General features: G+C 51.0%; 13 protein-coding genes. 9 read left to right on the forward strand and 4 right to left on the reverse strand.

The features are described 5' to 3' along the window. Nucleotides 1-3 precede the first annotated feature (3 nt). The 4 genes from ACYVIC_RS10125 to ACYVIC_RS10140 form a co-directional block, all read right to left on the reverse strand. Nucleotides 4-756 (reverse strand): rhamnogalacturonan acetylesterase, encoded by a 753-nt coding sequence (locus ACYVIC_RS10125; RefSeq protein WP_460859579.1) that lies wholly within the window; start codon nucleotides 754-756, stop codon nucleotides 4-6. A 3-nt stretch (nucleotides 757-759) separates the two neighbouring features. After that, nucleotides 760-1,755 (reverse strand): pectinesterase family protein, encoded by a 996-nt coding sequence (locus tag ACYVIC_RS10130; protein ID WP_460859581.1) that lies wholly within the window; start codon nucleotides 1,753-1,755, stop codon nucleotides 760-762. Between the two features lie 55 nt (nucleotides 1,756-1,810). Further along, entirely contained in the window at nucleotides 1,811-4,282 is a 2,472-nt protein-coding gene (locus ACYVIC_RS10135) for a DUF4861 family protein (RefSeq protein WP_460859583.1), read from the reverse strand. Between the two features lie 124 nt (nucleotides 4,283-4,406). Beyond that, the gene (locus ACYVIC_RS10140; protein ID WP_460859585.1) at nucleotides 4,407-7,169 is read right to left on the reverse strand and encodes a TonB-dependent receptor; all 2,763 of its coding nucleotides are present in this window, start codon (nucleotides 7,167-7,169) and stop codon (nucleotides 4,407-4,409) included. A gap of 372 nt (nucleotides 7,170-7,541) precedes the next feature. On the opposite strand from ACYVIC_RS10140, the gene ACYVIC_RS10145 reads away from it, so the two are divergent. From ACYVIC_RS10145 to ACYVIC_RS10185, 9 genes are all read left to right on the forward strand, one after another. Continuing rightward, nucleotides 7,542-8,300, forward strand: coding sequence for an SDR family oxidoreductase (locus tag ACYVIC_RS10145; RefSeq protein ID WP_460859587.1), 759 nt, complete (start codon nucleotides 7,542-7,544; stop codon nucleotides 8,298-8,300). Between the two features lie 23 nt (nucleotides 8,301-8,323). After that, nucleotides 8,324-9,166, forward strand: coding sequence for a 5-dehydro-4-deoxy-D-glucuronate isomerase (gene kduI, locus ACYVIC_RS10150; RefSeq protein WP_460859589.1), 843 nt, complete (start codon nucleotides 8,324-8,326; stop codon nucleotides 9,164-9,166). Nucleotides 9,167-9,253: 87 nt separating this feature from the next. Next, nucleotides 9,254-10,261 (forward strand): TRAP transporter substrate-binding protein, encoded by a 1,008-nt coding sequence (locus ACYVIC_RS10155; protein ID WP_460859591.1) that lies wholly within the window; start codon nucleotides 9,254-9,256, stop codon nucleotides 10,259-10,261. Next, the gene (locus ACYVIC_RS10160) at nucleotides 10,254-10,754 is read left to right on the forward strand and encodes a TRAP transporter small permease (protein WP_460859592.1); all 501 of its coding nucleotides are present in this window, start codon (nucleotides 10,254-10,256) and stop codon (nucleotides 10,752-10,754) included. Before ACYVIC_RS10155 ends, ACYVIC_RS10160 begins: the two co-directional genes overlap by 8 nt. Beyond that, complete coding sequence (locus ACYVIC_RS10165; protein ID WP_460859594.1) at nucleotides 10,754-12,049, forward strand: TRAP transporter large permease; 1,296 nt, start codon at nucleotides 10,754-10,756, stop codon at nucleotides 12,047-12,049. The genes ACYVIC_RS10160 and ACYVIC_RS10165 overlap by 1 nt, the downstream gene beginning before the upstream one ends. 58 nt (nucleotides 12,050-12,107) lie before the next feature. Next, nucleotides 12,108-12,890, forward strand: coding sequence for an IclR family transcriptional regulator (locus tag ACYVIC_RS10170; RefSeq protein ID WP_460859595.1), 783 nt, complete (start codon nucleotides 12,108-12,110; stop codon nucleotides 12,888-12,890). A gap of 13 nt (nucleotides 12,891-12,903) precedes the next feature. Next, nucleotides 12,904-13,938, forward strand: coding sequence for a LacI family DNA-binding transcriptional regulator (locus tag ACYVIC_RS10175; protein WP_460859596.1), 1,035 nt, complete (start codon nucleotides 12,904-12,906; stop codon nucleotides 13,936-13,938). 174 nt (nucleotides 13,939-14,112) lie between these two features. After that, entirely contained in the window at nucleotides 14,113-15,558 is a 1,446-nt protein-coding gene (locus ACYVIC_RS10180; RefSeq protein WP_460859598.1) for a glycoside hydrolase family 28 protein, read from the forward strand. A 100-nt stretch (nucleotides 15,559-15,658) separates the two neighbouring features. Next, a complete protein-coding gene (locus ACYVIC_RS10185; RefSeq protein WP_460859600.1) occupies nucleotides 15,659-17,215 on the forward strand; it encodes a UxaA family hydrolase in 1,557 nt (518 codons plus the stop codon). Nucleotides 17,216-17,253: the final 38 nt, after the last annotated feature.

Below are 17,253 nucleotides of genomic sequence, written 5' to 3' on the forward strand. Positions count from 1 at the left end.
TAGCTATAACAGTTCCCGATAGACATAAAACGCCAGAGGATGTTGTTGGCGTTTTAATTCCTGTACAAAAAGTTGCGCGATTTTACTGCTTCCCTGTAATGTCAGGTGAGTGTTATCGATTTTGCCATCAGGAAATTTCTGATATAAGCCGGCCGGCACCTGAATAAAATAAGGCTGGCTGGCGTCTTTGCCCAGTTGCTGCCAAAAATCACAGCTGTGCTGTTGCAAGTCGAAAAAGCTGACGCCTGTCTCTTTAGCCACTTTGGCAGCGGCGTTAGCGTAGTCGGCCAAATCACGTTTTAAGCTGCCATCTTCCGCGAAGTTACGCCGGCAAATCGAACTGGCCAGCATTGGCGTGGCGCCGCGCGAGCGCACATCGGCAATAAATTGCGTTAAAAAAGCCTGATAATCACTGTCAAAGGCGGCGTAACGCGACGGGTCGGATTGTTTGGAGTCGTTATGGCCAAATTGGATCAGCACATAATCGCCCTTGCTAAGCTCACTTAACATGAGTTGCCAGCGGCCTTCGTCAAGAAAACGCCGGGTGCTGCGGCCATTGGCGGCGTGATTTATTACGCTAAGTTGTGGCAGCAGAAACTGCGGCAACAGCTGGCCCCAACCGCGCTCGGGATAGGCGAGGTTGCGTTTGTCTGACATGGTCGAGTCGCCAACCAAATGCAGCTTAACCGGCGCAATCTCGGTAGCTTGTGCCTGAATAAGGCCAACGTAAAAACTTAACATCAGCAGGTATTTCATCGGTTATTCCTTATTGAGTTGCAGTAGCGTTTGTATTTGCTGCTCTGGATCCCAGCGGCCGGCAAAGGTCCACTTAGCGGTGATTTGCTCTGCGGTTACATCCTCAGGCAAGTGAGTTTGCAGCCACGGATAAATAACTTGCTTACCATCAGCATGGCTGAAGTAATATCTATCGCCCCACAAGTTAGCACGGTCACGCTTAGGTTCAGTTGGGTAGGTGTGGCGGAAAATTGGCTTGTCGGCCATATTGGCACTGTACTGGTTATTAATCAGATAAAACTGGCCATCATAGTGGCGACGGCCCAACATAAAGCCCGGCACGCCGTCAAAGCGTGAGTCACGCACCACTATTTTTTGCTGCTCGTTTAATTCGCCGTCATGCCACAAAGTGGCGTAGGCTTTTTTATTGATAAAGGTGCTGTTACTGAAAAACGCCCAACCACGCGGGCATACCATATCGGTATGGCCTTCAAAGTAACAGTTGTCGTGGTAATACATACCGTCAGTTTTATTCCATAGGCTTAGGGTGTCAGCACCGCCGGCAATAATGCGGCAGTTGGCGGTGATAATACGGGTGGCCTGCTCAAAGCCGCGCACGGCAAACTGGTGTTCGTTATCGCCGGTCAGCTCGCCATAGCTGTTTACAATGCTGATATTTAACAGCGCGATGTCGCTGGCACGGATATTCACTACCGCAGCTCCCCAGTCTGACGGGTGTTGCTTTAACCAGTTGCTGCGCAGCTCTGCCACGCGAATTTCGGTGTTATCCATCCCTGCGCCAATCAGCGCGACCTTGTTGCGGGTTAGATAAATTTTTTCCGCATACACCCCCGGCCCAATCTGGATAATGGCCTGAGTATCATTATCCGGCAGGCTGTTTATCGCCTGCTGAATACTGCGAAAGGGCGCATCGCCGCTTTGTGCTACCTGCAGTCTGATCACATCTCTGGCGTATACTGGCGGCAGTAACAGGGCGAGCAGAAAGAAAAGTCGTATCATGCTATACCTCAAAAAAATGGCCGGCTAATGCCGGCCCAATACACCGGGAAGAAACTTAGTGAGTAGCAAGCAGTTTTGCCATTTGCACACCGGCCATAATAAAGGGGCCGTTGGCTTTGGCGTCGTTACGAAACACCGGCTCGCTCATATAGTAGTTATAGCTGCCGTCGCGGCCAAAGCCTAAACCTGCCACTTGGCAGGTATTGACCAGGCTGATGCTGTTATCCGGATGCACCAGAATAAACTCATCCACCAGGCCTTGATAAGCTTTAACGGCAGTGTCTTTATAACGCGCATCCAGGTAGCCGTTGTTTACGCCTTTGGCAAAGAAGTAGGTAAACATACTGCTGGCAGAGGACTCCAAATAATTACCCGGTGCGTTTGGTTTATCCAAAATCTGGTACCAGGTGCCGGTTTTTGTATCCTGTACCTTTACCAGCGCTGCGGCCAGTTCAGTAGCCATATCCAGCAACGGCTGACGCAATTCGGTTTGCTCTTCAGGGATAATCTCCAGTACATCCACTAGTGCCATGGTCAGCCAGCCTAAACCGCGGCCCCAAAACTGGCTGGCCAGGCCGGTGTCTTTATGAGCCCAGTTTTGTGCACGTGCTTCATCCCAGGCGTGATAATACAGGCCAGTGTTGGGGTCACGCAGTTTGTCACGGCTGATGGTAAATTCTTTGACCACTTCATCAAACGCATGGCCTTGCTCAAACGCTTTGCTGTAACTTGCCAGAAACGGCATGCCCATATAAACACCGTCTAACCAAAGCTGATGCGGGTAAATTTGCTTGTGCCAAAACGCGCCTTCGCTCGTGCGTGGGTGCTCAGCTAACTGTTTGCGCAGCAACTCCAACGCCTGCTTGTATTGCGGCTTGGGATTACGATGGTATTCGCGTAGCAGCATATTGCCGCTGTTAATGCTGTCGATATTGTAGTTACTGATTTTGTAAGTGCGGATATCGCCATCTTCAGTGATGAAGGAGTCGATAACATCGCTCAGAACCTGTTGCCACTGTGGGTTTGGCCGTAGTTTGAGCAAGTCATCATAAGCTTGCAGCTGCAAGCCGGTGGTGTACTCCCACTTACTGGGCCGTTGGCGTTCAAAATCCCAGCCGCCGTAGGCATAAAACGGGGTTTGCCGGGTCATTTCGCTTGCGGCTAAACGTTCACTCCAGTCCAGCGCTGTTTTTGCTGTCAGCTCGCCGGCTTTTTGCTGTTCAGATAAGGCGGTTTTCAGCGTTAGTCTGGGCGTTAGCGTCAGTTTTTCTAATTGCTGCTCAAGATAAGCCACAAATTCGGCTTCGGTTTTAATGCCACCGGGTTCACCGTCCCAGGCCGACAGAAAATAGTATTCCAGCTCGGTACCGGCGGGCTTCATTACCGCTACATGGCTGTGCTCATCAGCGGTAAGTTGTTTATTGCCACTGCGTTTATATAATATTGCTATACCCAATTTATCATTGCCGCCGGTCATGGTTTGCTCGCCCCAGGTGGCCAGATAGGTCCAGCTATGGCCGGGTATATCCTGCTTGCCTTGCAATAGCTTAGTGTTGGGTAGCTTAACCAGGCCTATAGCGATATTGTCCAGCGGTTCGCTAACTGATAGCCGGGTGTGTACTAAGCGACTACCGGCTGCCATTGCCAGGTTAGCGGTTACGTTGGTGGTTTTGCCAGCTATTTGCCAGTCTTTATACTGAATTTGCAGCGCAGAATATAAAGCGCCGTTTTCGATCACTTTAGCGGTATGACCACTGACAGTAGAGACCAACTGGACTTTGTCGCCATCCCAATAACCAAAACCACCGGCGCCCAGTGATTTGCCGACTTTAAGTAAATCCATGCCCCAATCGGCCATTTCATGGTACGACTTATAGCCGTCTAGTCCGACCTGATGTAATACTGGTTTGCCGGTTTTATTGCCAAATACATCAAAGCCGTTGCGCCAGTCGAGATAAATACGGTAACCGACTTTATCGGACTCTATGCCCGGGCCTTCATAGCGTATCCATTCGGAATGGTCGGTATATTGCGGGGGCGGGGTAAGTTCGTTGACGTTTTGAAACTCACCGCCTATGTATTTGCGGTCCTGCCACTGGCCGCCGGTTTTATGCGATATTTCTGCCTGAGTGCGCTTGGGTAGCTGTTGAGCGTTAAACCTGGCGTTATCATTGACAATCTGCAGCTGCTGCGTTGTCGCCGCGACCAGATCAAGCTGTAATAACAGGCTGTCTTTGGTGCCATCACCGTTGTGGTCTATCAATTGCGATGGCACGGTATTGTTGCCCTCCACGGCTACCAGCGCGTTTGCCTGGTCTGCAGTTACGCCAAGATCACTAAAGGGTAATAGCAATGTTTGCTCGTTACGCGTAAAGGTAGAAGGATTACTGACACTAAGGTTGGCAATATGGTTGTTGTTGCCTGCTGCGATTGGTGTTTTAACAGCAGGTTGTTGCGGTGAGCAAGCGCTGACAACAGCGGCGATGCTAAGGCTTAACAAGGTTTTGCCAAAGAGAATGCGAGCCATAAAATACCTGTTTTTACAATTTGTACATCCATGCTAAAAAAACGGGCCTTCCGTGGCGCAACGTTTTGTGGGAGAAGTAACACTGCTATGGCGGAGCATAGCAGTGGGTATATCAACATTCAGATTAAAACTTGTACTGTGCACCGAGGTAATACTGACGACCGGTAGCATGGTAATAGGTTAAGCGGTTGCCGCTGGAATCTACCCACTGATCATCCACTTCGTCGGTCAGGTTAAGTGCCTCGAAGCTGACTTTCCATTTTTCGGTTAGCTGGTACGACATAGCAGCATCAATATTACGGGTGGCATTAGTGCCCTCCATATCATTATTGTTACGGCCAATAGCATTGGTCAGATAGTCAGAGCGATCGGCCAGAGACACCCGGGCGCTGAACTTTTCGTCTTCATAGTACAAGGTGGCGCTGCGGGTCGATTCTGATAAACCCTGTAAATCGCGGGTGGCCAGAATGCGGCCATCGGCGTTGATGTAATCCATCTGCGCTTTAACATAGGTGTAGTTACCGATAAAGCCGAAACGGTCCCAGCCCTCAGGTAGAAAGGTAAACGGCATCTGGTATTGCACTTCAAAGCCGTACAGGTTACCTCCCGGCGCATTGAGTGGCGTGTTGGTTTGCCATTCTATGTTTTCGTTACAATCCGGGCCATAGCCGGGGCCGGCATTACAGGCATCAATCGCAGCCTGGACAGGTAAACCGGTTTCAGTAAAGGCTTTGGTTTCGCGCAGGCCTTGTACATAACTGTCGATATCCTTGCGGAATACCGCCACACCTAACAAGGATTCATTGTCAAAATACAGCTCTAAGCCTAAATCATAGGTTTTGGCTTTAGTGGGCTCCAGCGTAGGGTTGCCACCGGTGATAGTACGGGCACCACCTGATACTGACACCGACACATTTGGCCTGATGCTGCCAATACCAGCGCGGGCCATCACTTCGGCATAACCAAAACGGATAATGACATCGTCCAGTGGCTCAAACACCAGGTTCAAAGACGGTAAAAACTCGTTGTAATCATGCTTTGCAGTAACCAGCGTCTGAGTACCGCCTAAATTGGCGTAAGCAGTAGAGGACTGATCGGTTTTAACGTAGCGACCGCCAACGTCACCACGAATGGTGGTATCGCCAAATTCGGTTTCAAATGCCAGTTGCAGGTAGGCGCCGAGCGTTTTTTCTTCAGCTGTGTAGTTATCTACACGACGGTTGTCGGCGCTGACAGCAAAAACGCCGGTGTTGCTGTAAATATCATAGGCCGCGTTAATGGCTGCTAAATCTGGTACCAACCAGGCACCTTGTGAGCCCAGGCCAGAGTTGTAACTCATAAGCAGATCCGGTGTCATTACTACGCCTGCGTTGTTCTCACTGGCGCGGCGCGCTTCATAAGTTTCAAATTCAAAAGTCTTGTAATGCAAGCCGCTGCGCAGAGTCAGATTCTCGCTGAGGATATACTCCAGATTTAGCGCTGCATTGTCGAAGGTATTTTCTGCACCCAAGGGGCGCAAGCGCACACTGTTGGTACTCCAGCCGTTGGGGTCAAATACTCCGGCACCAAATAGAAGCTCTGGCGCCTGTCGTTTAGCGCCGCGATAGTCATAGCTAAAATCAACGCCGGTTTTTTCCATCACTACAGTGGTTTGGATTGGGTTATCAAATTCAGAAGTTGCACGGCCAATCATACCGTCGATTTTCAGGTCATCGGTCAGTTGATGCTGGCCACTTAAGCTAATTTGCAAAAACTCAGTGCCCAGCTCGTCGTAACGATTTTCGTTGCGTACGGTAGCGTTTTCAAAGGCGGCATAAGTTACGGTATTGCTGCCATCAATTTCGTAGTCCAGCACGTTCATCCGCGCAGCCTGGCTATTACCGTTTAAAATACCCTGGGTAAAGATTTCATTGCGGGTTGAGTCATCCTTAGAATACAAAATATCCAGATTAAAGCGGGTTTCCATACTGGGGCGGAATTCAAACGCAGCTGCCGCACCGGTGCGTTTTACATTATGAGTGTAAGAATCATAGCGCGGCAAGCGTGGTCGGAAACCATCATTGATAGCAGCCAGTTCGGGGGCTTCAGCATCGCCACGGTAGCTGCCAAAGTCATTTACATTATCCCAGCGCACTGTGCTGGCGCCTTCGTCTTTTATATTACGCTCAGACATCGCCAGTGAGAACAAAGCGCCAAATTTGCCGTCGGCAAAAATATTACTGACCAGGAAAGATGCCTTTGGATCCACTTCTTCGGATAAATCGTTGTAACCGGCCTGCATGTTGGCGGCAAAGGTAAAGCCGTTGTAGTCAAACGGCCGCGCGGTGCGCAGGTCTACTGTAGCACCTAAAGAGCCTTCTTCAACATTAGCTGAGGCGGTTTTACGTACGGTCAGCTCACTGAATAAATCGGAGGAGAAGGTATTAAAATCAAAACCCCGGCCGCGGTTAGCGCCGCCGATGGCGTCGGTACCGCCGCTGGTAGACTGGGCTTCCATGCCGTTAATGCGAACCCGGGTAAAATCCGGGCCTAAACCGCGTACCGAAATTTGCCGGCCTTCACCAGCGGCACGGCTAATAGCCACGCCAGGGATACGCTGCAATGATTCGGCTAAGTTTAAATCAGGGAAGTCGGCAATATCTTCGGCTTTAATAGTGTCGGTAGAGCCGGTTTCAAAACGCTTTTGGTTCAGCGCGCTGGCTAAACTGCCGCGAAAGCCACCGGTAACCGTGATTACTTCAATATCTTCTTCCTGCACTTGTGGCGTTTGCTGCTCTGCTTGTTGTGCCTGCAGTGCTGGTGCGGCGCCGAGAATTGTGGCTAAACCGGCCAGGGTAAGCGCCCGTACCAGTTTAGTCGGGCGAAATTGCGTGTTGCGATAAGCCATCTGTGTTCACCTCGTCCTGAATTGACTTGTTGTCATAGCCGGAGTCATGCCCGGCTTTAAGTATTTTGTCGGAGCAAAGTGTGTTCGCTCCCTGTCGATTTGCTTGTTTTGTGTTCAGCTTATATTCTTTGTCTACCGGTGGCAAAAAAAACTTGCAATTTTTTGCCACCGATGGCAAAAAGCTAACACCATCAACTAAAAGCTGTCAATTATTGATAGAGTTTAAATTAGTTTAATTTGTAACCGGGTTATTCCAGGTTTGCTTAAGTGACTAATTTTAAAAGATTGTTGTTGATTTTGAATTTTAAAATTGTTCCATATTTGAACAGTTTTAGCGCTGCGATAAGCAAAACGAGCTAACAGGAGAGCCTAATGGCAAGCTTATTTTCACTGACCGGACAGACTGCTTTAGTCACTGGTGCCAGCCGCGGTTTAGGCCGGGCGATAGCCGTAGCCCTGGCACAGGCCGGCGCCACAGTATTGTGTGCCAGTTCGTCGGCAAACGGTAGTAGTGATACTGTGGCTGCTATTAACAACGCGGGTGGCAAAGCCATCGCCCTGGCTGCAGATTTAAGCAGCGAAGCGGCAGTAGAGCAACTGGCCGCACAGGCATTGGCGCAAGGCCCGGTGCATATTTTAGTCAATTGTGGCGGTACTATTTTTCGCGCCCCTGCGCAGCAGTTCCCAATGAATGAATGGCATAAAGTGATGGCGGTAAACCTTGATGCGGCGTTTTTGCTTAGCCAGCGCCTGGGGGCAGAGATGATTAAGCGCCAACAGGGCAAAATTATTAATATCGCCTCGATGTTATCTTACAGCGGCGGTATTACGGTGCCGGCGTACACGGCAAGCAAACATGCTATTGCCGGGGTTACCAAAGCGCTAGCCAACGAATGGGCACAGCATAATATTCAGGTTAATGCCATTGCACCGGGCTATTTCAGTACCGACAACACGGCCGCGCTGCAGGCGGATACAGAGCGCAATGCGGCCATTACGGCCCGTATTCCGGCTGGTCGCTGGGGCGAGCCGGAAGATTTGGCCGGTGCAGCGGTATTTTTAGCATCCAAAGCCAGCGACTACGTTAACGGCCATATACTGGCGGTTGATGGCGGCTGGCTGGCGCGTTAAACAGATTTTTCACAGAGGTTTTTATGACAGTGTTATTTGACAGCCGTTACCCGACCCATCCGGATGACGTAAAACATTACGATACTGACGAGCTGCGTCAGCATTTTCTGGTAGACAACCTGATGCAGGCCGACAAGCTGGTATTGTGTTACACCCACTATGAGCGCGTTATTGTCGGCAGCGCCGTGCCTGTAAAAGCAGCGGTAAAGCTTGAAGCGCCGGAGCCACTTAAAGCACAGTATTTTTTGCAGCGCCGTGAGTTGGGCATTATCAATGTCGGCGGCACGGGCAACGTTACGGTTGATGGCCGCGATTACGAGCTGAAAAACACCGAAGCATTATATGTTGGTATGGGCGCGCGTGAGGTCAGCTTTCATAGCGCTGATAGTACCAAACCGGCAAAATTCTATTTAAATTCTGCCCCGGCACATCATGCCTACCCCACCAAGCATCTGACGATGGATAACTGCACCGTGCTGCAGATGGGCGCGCTGGAAACCTCCAACGAGCGTGCTATTCACCAATTGATGATTAATGACGTGGTGCAAACCTGCCAGTTGCAAATGGGCTTAACGGTGCTGAAGCCGGGTAGCGTCTGGAATACCATGCCTGCGCATCAGCATGACCGCCGGATGGAAGCCTATTTTTATTTTAATCTCGGCGATGATCAGCGCGTATGCCATTTTATGGGGCAGCCGCAGCAAACCCGGCATATCTGGGTGGCTAATGAGCAGGCAGTGGTATCGCCAGCCTGGTCTATTCACAGTGGCTGTGGCACCAGCAACTATGCCTTTATTTGGGGTATGGCCGGTGAAAACATGGATTATCACGATATGGATAAATTCCCGGCCAGTGCGATGAAGTAGCGACTGGTGTTTCGCTGCCAGTGGCAGCAGGTTTTGATTAAGGCATGCGTTCAGACATGCCACTTTAGCAACAGGGCAGGACAAGTTATGAAGATTTTTAGCCTTAGAGTCGGTGGCTTGCTGCTGGCCAGCCTTGCGCTGCTGGCCGGTTGCAAGCCTCAGCAGGATGTGACCACTTTGCGTCTGGCGCATACGCTGGATCAAGAACATGTAGTACATAAAGCCATGGTGCTGATGGGCGAACGGCTTGAGTATTACTCAGATGGCAGCATGCAAATAGCTATCTACAGCGGCGGACAGCTTGGCAATGAGCGCGAATTGCTTGAGCTGCTGCAAATTGGCAGTTTGGCGATGACAAAAGTATCGGCCAGCTCGGTAGAAAGTTTTGTACCGCAAATGCGCGTATTTAGTGTGCCCTATATTTTTAATGACAATGCCCATTTATGGCAGGTATTAAACAGCGACACAGGGCGGCAATTACTGCAAGGGCTGGGTACTGCCAGGTTGCACGGTTTGGGTTATTACGATGCCGGTAGCCGCAGTTTTTACTCTACCAATACCGAAATTCATACTCCGGCCGATTTACGTGGCAAAAAGTTCCGCGTACTGGCCAGCCAAACGGCCGTGCGGATGGTAGAGGCGTTAGGTGGCGCCGCTACCCCTATTGATTGGGGCGAGCTGTATACTGCGTTGCAGCAGGGCGTGGTAGATGGCGCCGAAAACAACCCGCCAAGCTTTTACTTATCGCGCCATTATGAGCTGAGCAAATACTATACCCTCGATGAGCACACTGCAGTGCCGGATGTGCTGATTATGAGCCTGCCGGTGTGGCAGGACTTAACCCCACAGCAGCAGCAATGGTTGCAGCAGGCAGCGAATGATTCAATTACCTATCAACGTGCCGCCTGGCAGCAAGTATCCGATGAGGCGTTAGCTGCGGTGAAAGCCGCCGGTGTCACAGTGATCTACCCTGACAAACAGCCGTTTCGTGACGCTGTGGCGCCGATGCATAAAAGCCTGCAGCACACGGATATAGGGCCCTTATTGCAGCAAATTGCTGAGGCTGGCACGCAAATGGAGCAAAGCCATGATTAAGATAGTGCACCTGGTTGATACCGTATTGAAGTGGTTTCTGGCGTCATTAATGGCTGCCATAGTGTTGGTAGTGTGCTGGCAGGTGGTGTCACGCTATGTATTGAACGCGCCCAGCTCCATTACTGAAGAATTATCCCGCACCTTGCTGATTTGGATTGGTATGGTGGGCGCGGCTTTTGCCTATCGTACCGGTGTGCACCTGGGCCTGGACATAGTGACACAGAAATTCAGCGCGCCAGTGCGCCGACGGCTGGCTATGGTGCTGACTGCTGCTGTGGTGCTGTTTGCTATCGCCGTGATGGTAGTAGGCGGTGGCAACCTGGTGGCGTTGACATATGAGCTTAACCAGATGTCGGCGGCGCTGAATATTAAGATGGCGTATATCTATATTGCGCTGCCGTTATCCGGGCTGCTGATTACCTTTTATGGCATCTGTCAGCTGTATTTTATGGCGATAAGTAAACCGATGCAGCAGGTTGAGGGGATGCACTGATGGAAATGGCTATTCTGGTTTTGTTGCTGGTATTTTTCGGCTTATTGCTGCTAAACGTACCCATTTCATTTTGTATAGGTTTAGCCACCCTGGCGACCATGCTGCTAAGTGTCGACTTTATGCCGGCGGTGACCACTATGGCGCAGCGCATGGCCGGTGGCATTAACAGCTTTGCGCTGCTGGCTATTCCGTTTTTTGTCTTGTCGGGCCTGATTATGGGCCGCGGCGGCATTGCCAAACGCTTAATAGAATGCGCGATGGCGTTGGTTGGCATGCTGCCAGGTGGCCTTGCGCTGGTTAATGTTGTGTCTTGTATGTTCTTTGGGGCTATCTCCGGCTCGGCCGTGGCAGCCACCTCGGCCATTGGCAGCTTTATGCTACCAGAGATGAAGAAGCAGGGTTATGACGTAAATTACAGTGCCGCGGTAACCGCTGCTGCCGCTACCACTGGTATGCTTATTCCGCCGAGCAATATTCTTATTGTGTATGCCATCGCCAGCGGCGGTGTATCTATTGCGGCGCTGTTTATTGCCGGTTATTTGCCGGGTATTTTGCTTGGTGTGTCGTTAATGATTGTCTGTGCCGGTTATGCCAAGTTAAAGGGGTATCCGGTGGGGGCGCGTTTACCTCTTAAGCTGGTGCTGCAAAAAGTGGCGGCCGCCTTGCCCAGCCTGTTTATGATTTTTCTGGTAATTGGCGGCATTGTCAGTGGTGTATTTACTGCCACTGAAGCTGGCGCTATTGCGGTGGTGTATTCACTGATTTTAGCCGTCGGCATATACGGTGAAGTAAAAACCAGTGAGTTGCCGGCTATTTTAATGAAGTCGGCAGAAACCACCGCTATCGTCATGGCGCTGATTGCTACCTCATCAGCTATGTCATGGATTTTGTCTTACGAGCAGATCCCACAAGCTATCAGCGCAGCCATGCTGGCACTGAGCGATAATCCGTTGTTAATTCTGCTGATGATAAATTTGATTTTGTTACTGGTAGGTGCCTTTATGGATATGACACCTGCGGTACTGATTTTTACGCCGATATTCTTGCCGGTTGCGGTAGAGCTGGGCATGAGCCCGCTGCATTTCGGCATTATGATGGTGTTGAATTTATCCATTGGCCTGGTGTCTCCGCCGGTTGGCAGTGTGTTGTTTGTCAGTTGCGCTATTGCTAAAACCAAACTGGAAGCCATTATCCGGCCATTAATGCCGTTGTATCTGGCAATGTTTGCTGTGCTTATGCTGGTCACCTATGTACCGGCGATCAGTGAATGGTTGCCAAAGCAGTTTGGCTTTTAACCGGCTTGGTGTTTAACCAACCTGGTTTTCAACAGATGGTAAACTCAGGAGTTAACCGATGGTAAGCTACGTGATCCCGAATTTGGCCAATGCTTGTCGTATTCTGTCGCTGGTGACAGAGTCGGACCAGGGCCTGAGTTTAACCGAACTGGAGCAGCGTTTAGCGGTGCCGCGCACTACGGCATTTCGTATTTTACAAACGCTGTGTCAGGAGCAGGTACTGGAAAAGCATGGCAAACGTTATCTGGTTGGCGCCCAGTTGTTTAAAATGGGTTTAAGCTTGCTAAGTTCGCAGCGTTTGCAGCAGCAGGCTTTGCCAATGTTGCAGCAACTGGCGTTGAGCACGGGTTTAAGTACACATTTGGCGTTGCCGCACACTAAAGGTGCCTTACTGGTAGAAGTATGCGATAGCCCCAACCCGCTGCGTTTAGCCGCCAGGCCCGGTACAATTGCCGATTTTAACTGCTCTGCTGCCGGTAAAGTGTTTCTGGCGTTTCACCATTTTGACCAAATACACAGTTTCGCCGCTGCCGGTTTATTTAACCGCCGTACGTCACACAGCCTGGTACAGCCAAATGAGTTAACAACAGAGTTGCAGCGGATACTGGCCCGCGGTTATGCTAGCGACGAAATGGAGTACCACGATGATGTGCGTTGCCTGGCTGCTCCGGTGCGGAACAGTGAAGGTGCTGTAGTAGCTGCTGTTGGTATTACCGGTCCGTTGGCATTATTTGCCGGCAAAGTACACACCGACCTGATTGCCAGTGTAAAGCAAACGGCAATTGATATTGCTCTGAGTACTTACCGGCCGCAGTTGGTTGCTAACAGTGCGCGTGGTTAATAAGATGAGACTTATGCAAAAACAAGCCACAATAAATGATGTTGCCCGTATTGCCGGCGTGTCTAAACGTACGGTGTCGCGGGTAATTAACGGCTCGCTCAGTGTTGGTGATACTACCCGTACCCGGGTAGAAAAAGTGATCAGTGAATTAAAGTACTCGCCCAATACCCAGGCGCGCGGTCTGGCTTCCAGCCGCTCTTATCTGCTGGGACTTATTTACGATAACCCCGATGCATTGTATCTGGATGACGTACAACGCGGTGTGCTGGAAGTCTGCTCTAACCTCGGTTACGAATTGGTGGTACATCCGTGTCGTTACCGTAGCGAAACCCTGGTACAAGATTGTTTGCGTTTTATGCAGCGCTCTAAACTGGATGGCGTTATCGTACTGCCGCCGGTATCGGAGTCAGAAACCCTGGCACAAGCCCTAAAAGACTCCGGCAGTGCTTATGTGCGTTTGAGCTCAGTGGCGCTGGATGAAGCTAAACATATCGTTGTGTCGGACGATCGTGCTGCCGCGGCTGAAATGGCGCGTTATTTTGCCCAGCTGGGTCATGAGCAGATTGCTTTTATCAGCGGGCCGCAGCGCTATAAATCGTCTACCGAGCGGATGGAAGGTTTTCAGCTGGGCTTATCGGCTTATGGCATCAAATTGCGGCCGGATTGGATTATCGAAGGTAACAATACCTATGAAACTGGTATTGAATGTGCGCGCCAGTTGCTGCAAGTCGCACACAGACCTACGGCTATTTTTGCCAATAACGATCAAATGGCGGCAGGGGTGCTTAAAGTGGCACACAGCCTGGGTATAAAAGTACCTGAGCAATTATCGGTGGCTGGCTTTGATGACAACATGCTGGCCTCAAGGGTAATACCGGCGCTTACCACCATTAAACGGCCGGTACGGCAAATGGCATTGCTGGCTACCAGTAAACTTATTATGTCAATAGAAAACAATGATAAAGCCGCAACCAATGTCGCCGCCAAAGTGGCCCCAACCCTGGTGGTGCGTGAATCTACGGCCAGGGCACCAGACAGCAGCAGCTAAGTTGCAGGTCTGATAAAGACAAATAAATTCCACTGATAAAACTTTTCTGCTACCGCTGGCAAAAAGTTTGTCTATTTGCTTGCCACCGGTGGCAAATTGGTTATTATAGTAACAATTGCAAAGTAAAACAGCCGCAGTTTGCAAGCGTAGCGGCGGGCTAAACCGGAGAAACTTATGACAGACAAATTAAGACGACAACATTTAAAAACCTTAGGCCTGGCAGGAATGGGCGTATCAGTATGGTCATTAAGTGGTTGTTCGGCTGTGTCTGCTGTAACAACCTCTGCCAGCGACGCTGCCGATGCTGTGCTGTGGCAGCAAGCTGATGCCATTATCGCCGCTATAGCACCGACAAAGTTTGCCAAACGGGATTTTGTTATTACTGAGTTTGGCGCCAAAGCTGTAGCAGATTTTGACAGTAGCATCGCTATCAATGCGGCTATTGCTGCCTGCGCAGCAGCCGGTGGTGGCCGCGTAGTGGTGCCGGCCGGGCGGTTTAACACCGGGCCGGTGCATTTAAAATCGAACGTTAACCTACACCTGCACAAAGATGCGGTGTTGTCGTTTTACCCTGAACCACAGCGTTACTTACCTGCCGTATTTACCCGCTGGGAAGGCGTAGAGCTGATGGGCTACTCGCCGCTGATATATGCCTTTGAACAGGAAAACATCGCCGTTACCGGCGAGGGCATTCTGGAGGGCAATGGCAGCAATACACAGTGGTGGCCGTGGAAAGGTAAATGGAAGCATACGCCCTGGCAGCTAGATGCCAAAACCGATCAGGCCAATACCCGTAACCCACTGTTTGAGATGGCCGAAGCCGGCGTACCGGTTGCGGAGCGTGTGTTTGCAGAGAACTATTTACGCCCGCCGTTTATTCAGCCGTATCGCTGTAAGCGGGTATTAATTGAAGGCATCACTATTCGTAACTCGCCGTTTTGGCTGATTAACCCGGTGCTGTCAGAAGATGTCATCGTGCGCGGCGTTAACTGCGTTAGCCATGGGCCAAATTCTGATGGCTGCAACCCGGAGTCCAGCAACCGGGTATTAATTGAAAACTGTTTGTTTGATACCGGTGATGATTGTATTGCGCTGAAATCCGGCCGCAATAACGACGGCCGCCGCCTGGCAACACCGGTACAAAATGTGGTGATCCAGGATTGTATGATGCGCGCCGGCCACGGTGGTGTGGTGCTGGGCAGCGAAATTTCCGGTGGGGCACGGAATATTTTCGCCCGCCGCTGCCGCATGAGCAGCCCGGATCTGGAGCGCGGCATCCGCGTTAAAACCAACTCGGTACGTGGCGGCTTAATCGAAAATATCTATATCCGCGATATTGATATCGGTGAAGTAAAAGACGCTATCGTGATTAACTTCTTCTACGAAGAAGGCGATGCCGGTGCCCACCTTCCGCGGGTAAAGAATCTGCATATCAGCAATTTACGTGTGCAAAAAGCCCAGCGGGCGTTTTTGTTGCGTGGTTTTGAGCGCGCGCCAATAAGCGGTGTCAGTTTGCACCATGTGCAGTTTAACCAGACCGCCAGCCTTGGTGTGCTGGAGAATGTGGCGCAGATTGATGCGGTCGATCTAACCTTAAATGGCGAAGCGCTGCAGCTATAGCTTTTGCCCGATGTCCTTCGGTTCGAGCAAAACACAATAGTCAGACGCGCTTTTTTAATCACAGTTTGCCACCGCTAGACAAGGTGCAGGAATGCTGAACATGAGCACAGAACAACAACCCGGTTGCAGTACCAAACTGGACACACCGGCAGATATCGGCGAGCAGCTGCAGGTGTTGCAGGTACACCCGCGTGACAACGTGGCGGTTGCCTTGCAAGCGTTGGTGCAGGGCGTGGCGCTGCCCGAGCCTTTTGCGCAGTTAACCGCGCAGCAGAGCATACCGGCCGGGCACAAAGTGGCGCTAACGAATATTGCCAAAGGCGAGAGTGTCATTAAATACGGCTTTGCCATCGGTGCCGCTACTACGGATATTAAAGCCGGTGAGCATATTCACTCACACAATCTGGCCACTAAACTCAGCGGTCAGGTTGATTATCGTTACGACGGTTGTAAGGCGCAGCCGTTGGCGTTTCCCGCTGGTTTACCAACAGAATTTATGGGTTATCGCCGTGCCAACGGCAAAGTAGGCACCCGCAATGAGCTGTGGATCATCAACACCGTTGGCTGCGTTAACCGCGCTGCCATGCGGGTGGCCGAGCAGGCACGCAAGCTGTACGGCGATGACATCGACGGTATTTATGCCTTTACCCACCCGTTTGGCTGCTCGCAGTTGGGTGATGATTTAGACCACACCCGTCGCTTACTGGCCGGGCTTATTCAGCACCCTAATGCCGGCGCCGTATTGGTAATGGGCCTGGGCTGCGAGAACAATCAGCTAAGCAAATTGCTGGCTGCCAGCCCGGGTGTTGATTTAAATCGCATCCGCTCGTTTAATGCCCAACAGGTAGAGGATGAGATAGAGCAGGGACTGGCAGCAGTGGACGAGTTAGTCGCGCAGATGCGTACTGATAAACGCACACCATGCCTGGTGGCCGATTTAGTCGTGGGTATGAAATGCGGTGGCTCTGACGGCTTAAGCGGTTTAACCGCTAATCCACTGGTGGGTCGCATTGCTGATTTAGTCGCCGCTGGTAAGGGTAAAGTGGTACTGAGCGAAACGCCGGAGATGTTCGGTGCTGAGCAGGTATTTATGGCGCGGGCGCAAAACGAGCAGGTGTTTGGCGATATTGTGACCTTGGTGAACGACTTTAAGCAGTACTTTATCGACAACAAACAGCCGGTGTATGAAAACCCCAGTCCGGGTAACAAAGACGGCGGCTTAACCACACTGGAAGAAAAATCGCTTGGCGCCATTCAAAAAGGCGGCTCGGCGCCGGTTAATCAAGTGATCCGTTATGGCGATATGGCCAGCCAAAGCGGTTTAACGCTGCTCGAGGGGCCGGGCAATGATGCGGTGTCGTCCACTGCCTTAACCGCTGCCGGTGCTACTTTGCTGTTGTTTACCACCGGCCGCGGCACGCCACTGGGCTTTCCGGCACCAACGGTAAAAATTTCGTCGAATTCATCGCTGGCCGCACGCAAGCCGCAGTGGATTGACTATGACGCTGGTGGTTTGCTGCAAAAAGGTCAGGATGCCAGCCAGTTCAGCCATGACTTTTTTCGCTATTTGATAGACGTTGCTTCAGGCAAAACCACGCGCAATGAGCAGTCGGATAACCGTGAAATTGCCATTTGGAAAAATGGCGTCACACTTTAAAAATAAATGTATTGAATCTAAACACTTTTTATAACAGG

The sequence above is a fragment of the Rheinheimera gaetbuli genome, from assembly GCF_054781935.1.

Coding starts and splice junctions, on each gene's coding strand:
- ACYVIC_RS10125 (WP_460859579.1), bottom strand. CDS start 756: ATGAAATACCTGCTGATGTTAAGTTTTTACGTTGGCCTTATTCAGGCA.
- ACYVIC_RS10130 (WP_460859581.1), bottom strand. CDS start 1,755: ATGATACGACTTTTCTTTCTGCTCGCCCTGTTACTGCCGCCAGTATAC.
- ACYVIC_RS10135 (WP_460859583.1), bottom strand. CDS start 4,282: ATGGCTCGCATTCTCTTTGGCAAAACCTTGTTAAGCCTTAGCATCGCC.
- ACYVIC_RS10140 (WP_460859585.1), bottom strand. CDS start 7,169: ATGGCTTATCGCAACACGCAATTTCGCCCGACTAAACTGGTACGGGCG.
- ACYVIC_RS10145 (WP_460859587.1), top strand. CDS start 7,542: ATGGCAAGCTTATTTTCACTGACCGGACAGACTGCTTTAGTCACTGGT.
- kduI (WP_460859589.1), top strand. CDS start 8,324: ATGACAGTGTTATTTGACAGCCGTTACCCGACCCATCCGGATGACGTA.
- ACYVIC_RS10155 (WP_460859591.1), top strand. CDS start 9,254: ATGAAGATTTTTAGCCTTAGAGTCGGTGGCTTGCTGCTGGCCAGCCTT.
- ACYVIC_RS10160 (WP_460859592.1), top strand. CDS start 10,254: ATGATTAAGATAGTGCACCTGGTTGATACCGTATTGAAGTGGTTTCTG.
- ACYVIC_RS10165 (WP_460859594.1), top strand. CDS start 10,754: ATGGAAATGGCTATTCTGGTTTTGTTGCTGGTATTTTTCGGCTTATTG.
- ACYVIC_RS10170 (WP_460859595.1), top strand. CDS start 12,108: ATGGTAAGCTACGTGATCCCGAATTTGGCCAATGCTTGTCGTATTCTG.
- ACYVIC_RS10175 (WP_460859596.1), top strand. CDS start 12,904: ATGCAAAAACAAGCCACAATAAATGATGTTGCCCGTATTGCCGGCGTG.
- ACYVIC_RS10180 (WP_460859598.1), top strand. CDS start 14,113: ATGACAGACAAATTAAGACGACAACATTTAAAAACCTTAGGCCTGGCA.
- ACYVIC_RS10185 (WP_460859600.1), top strand. CDS start 15,659: ATGAGCACAGAACAACAACCCGGTTGCAGTACCAAACTGGACACACCG.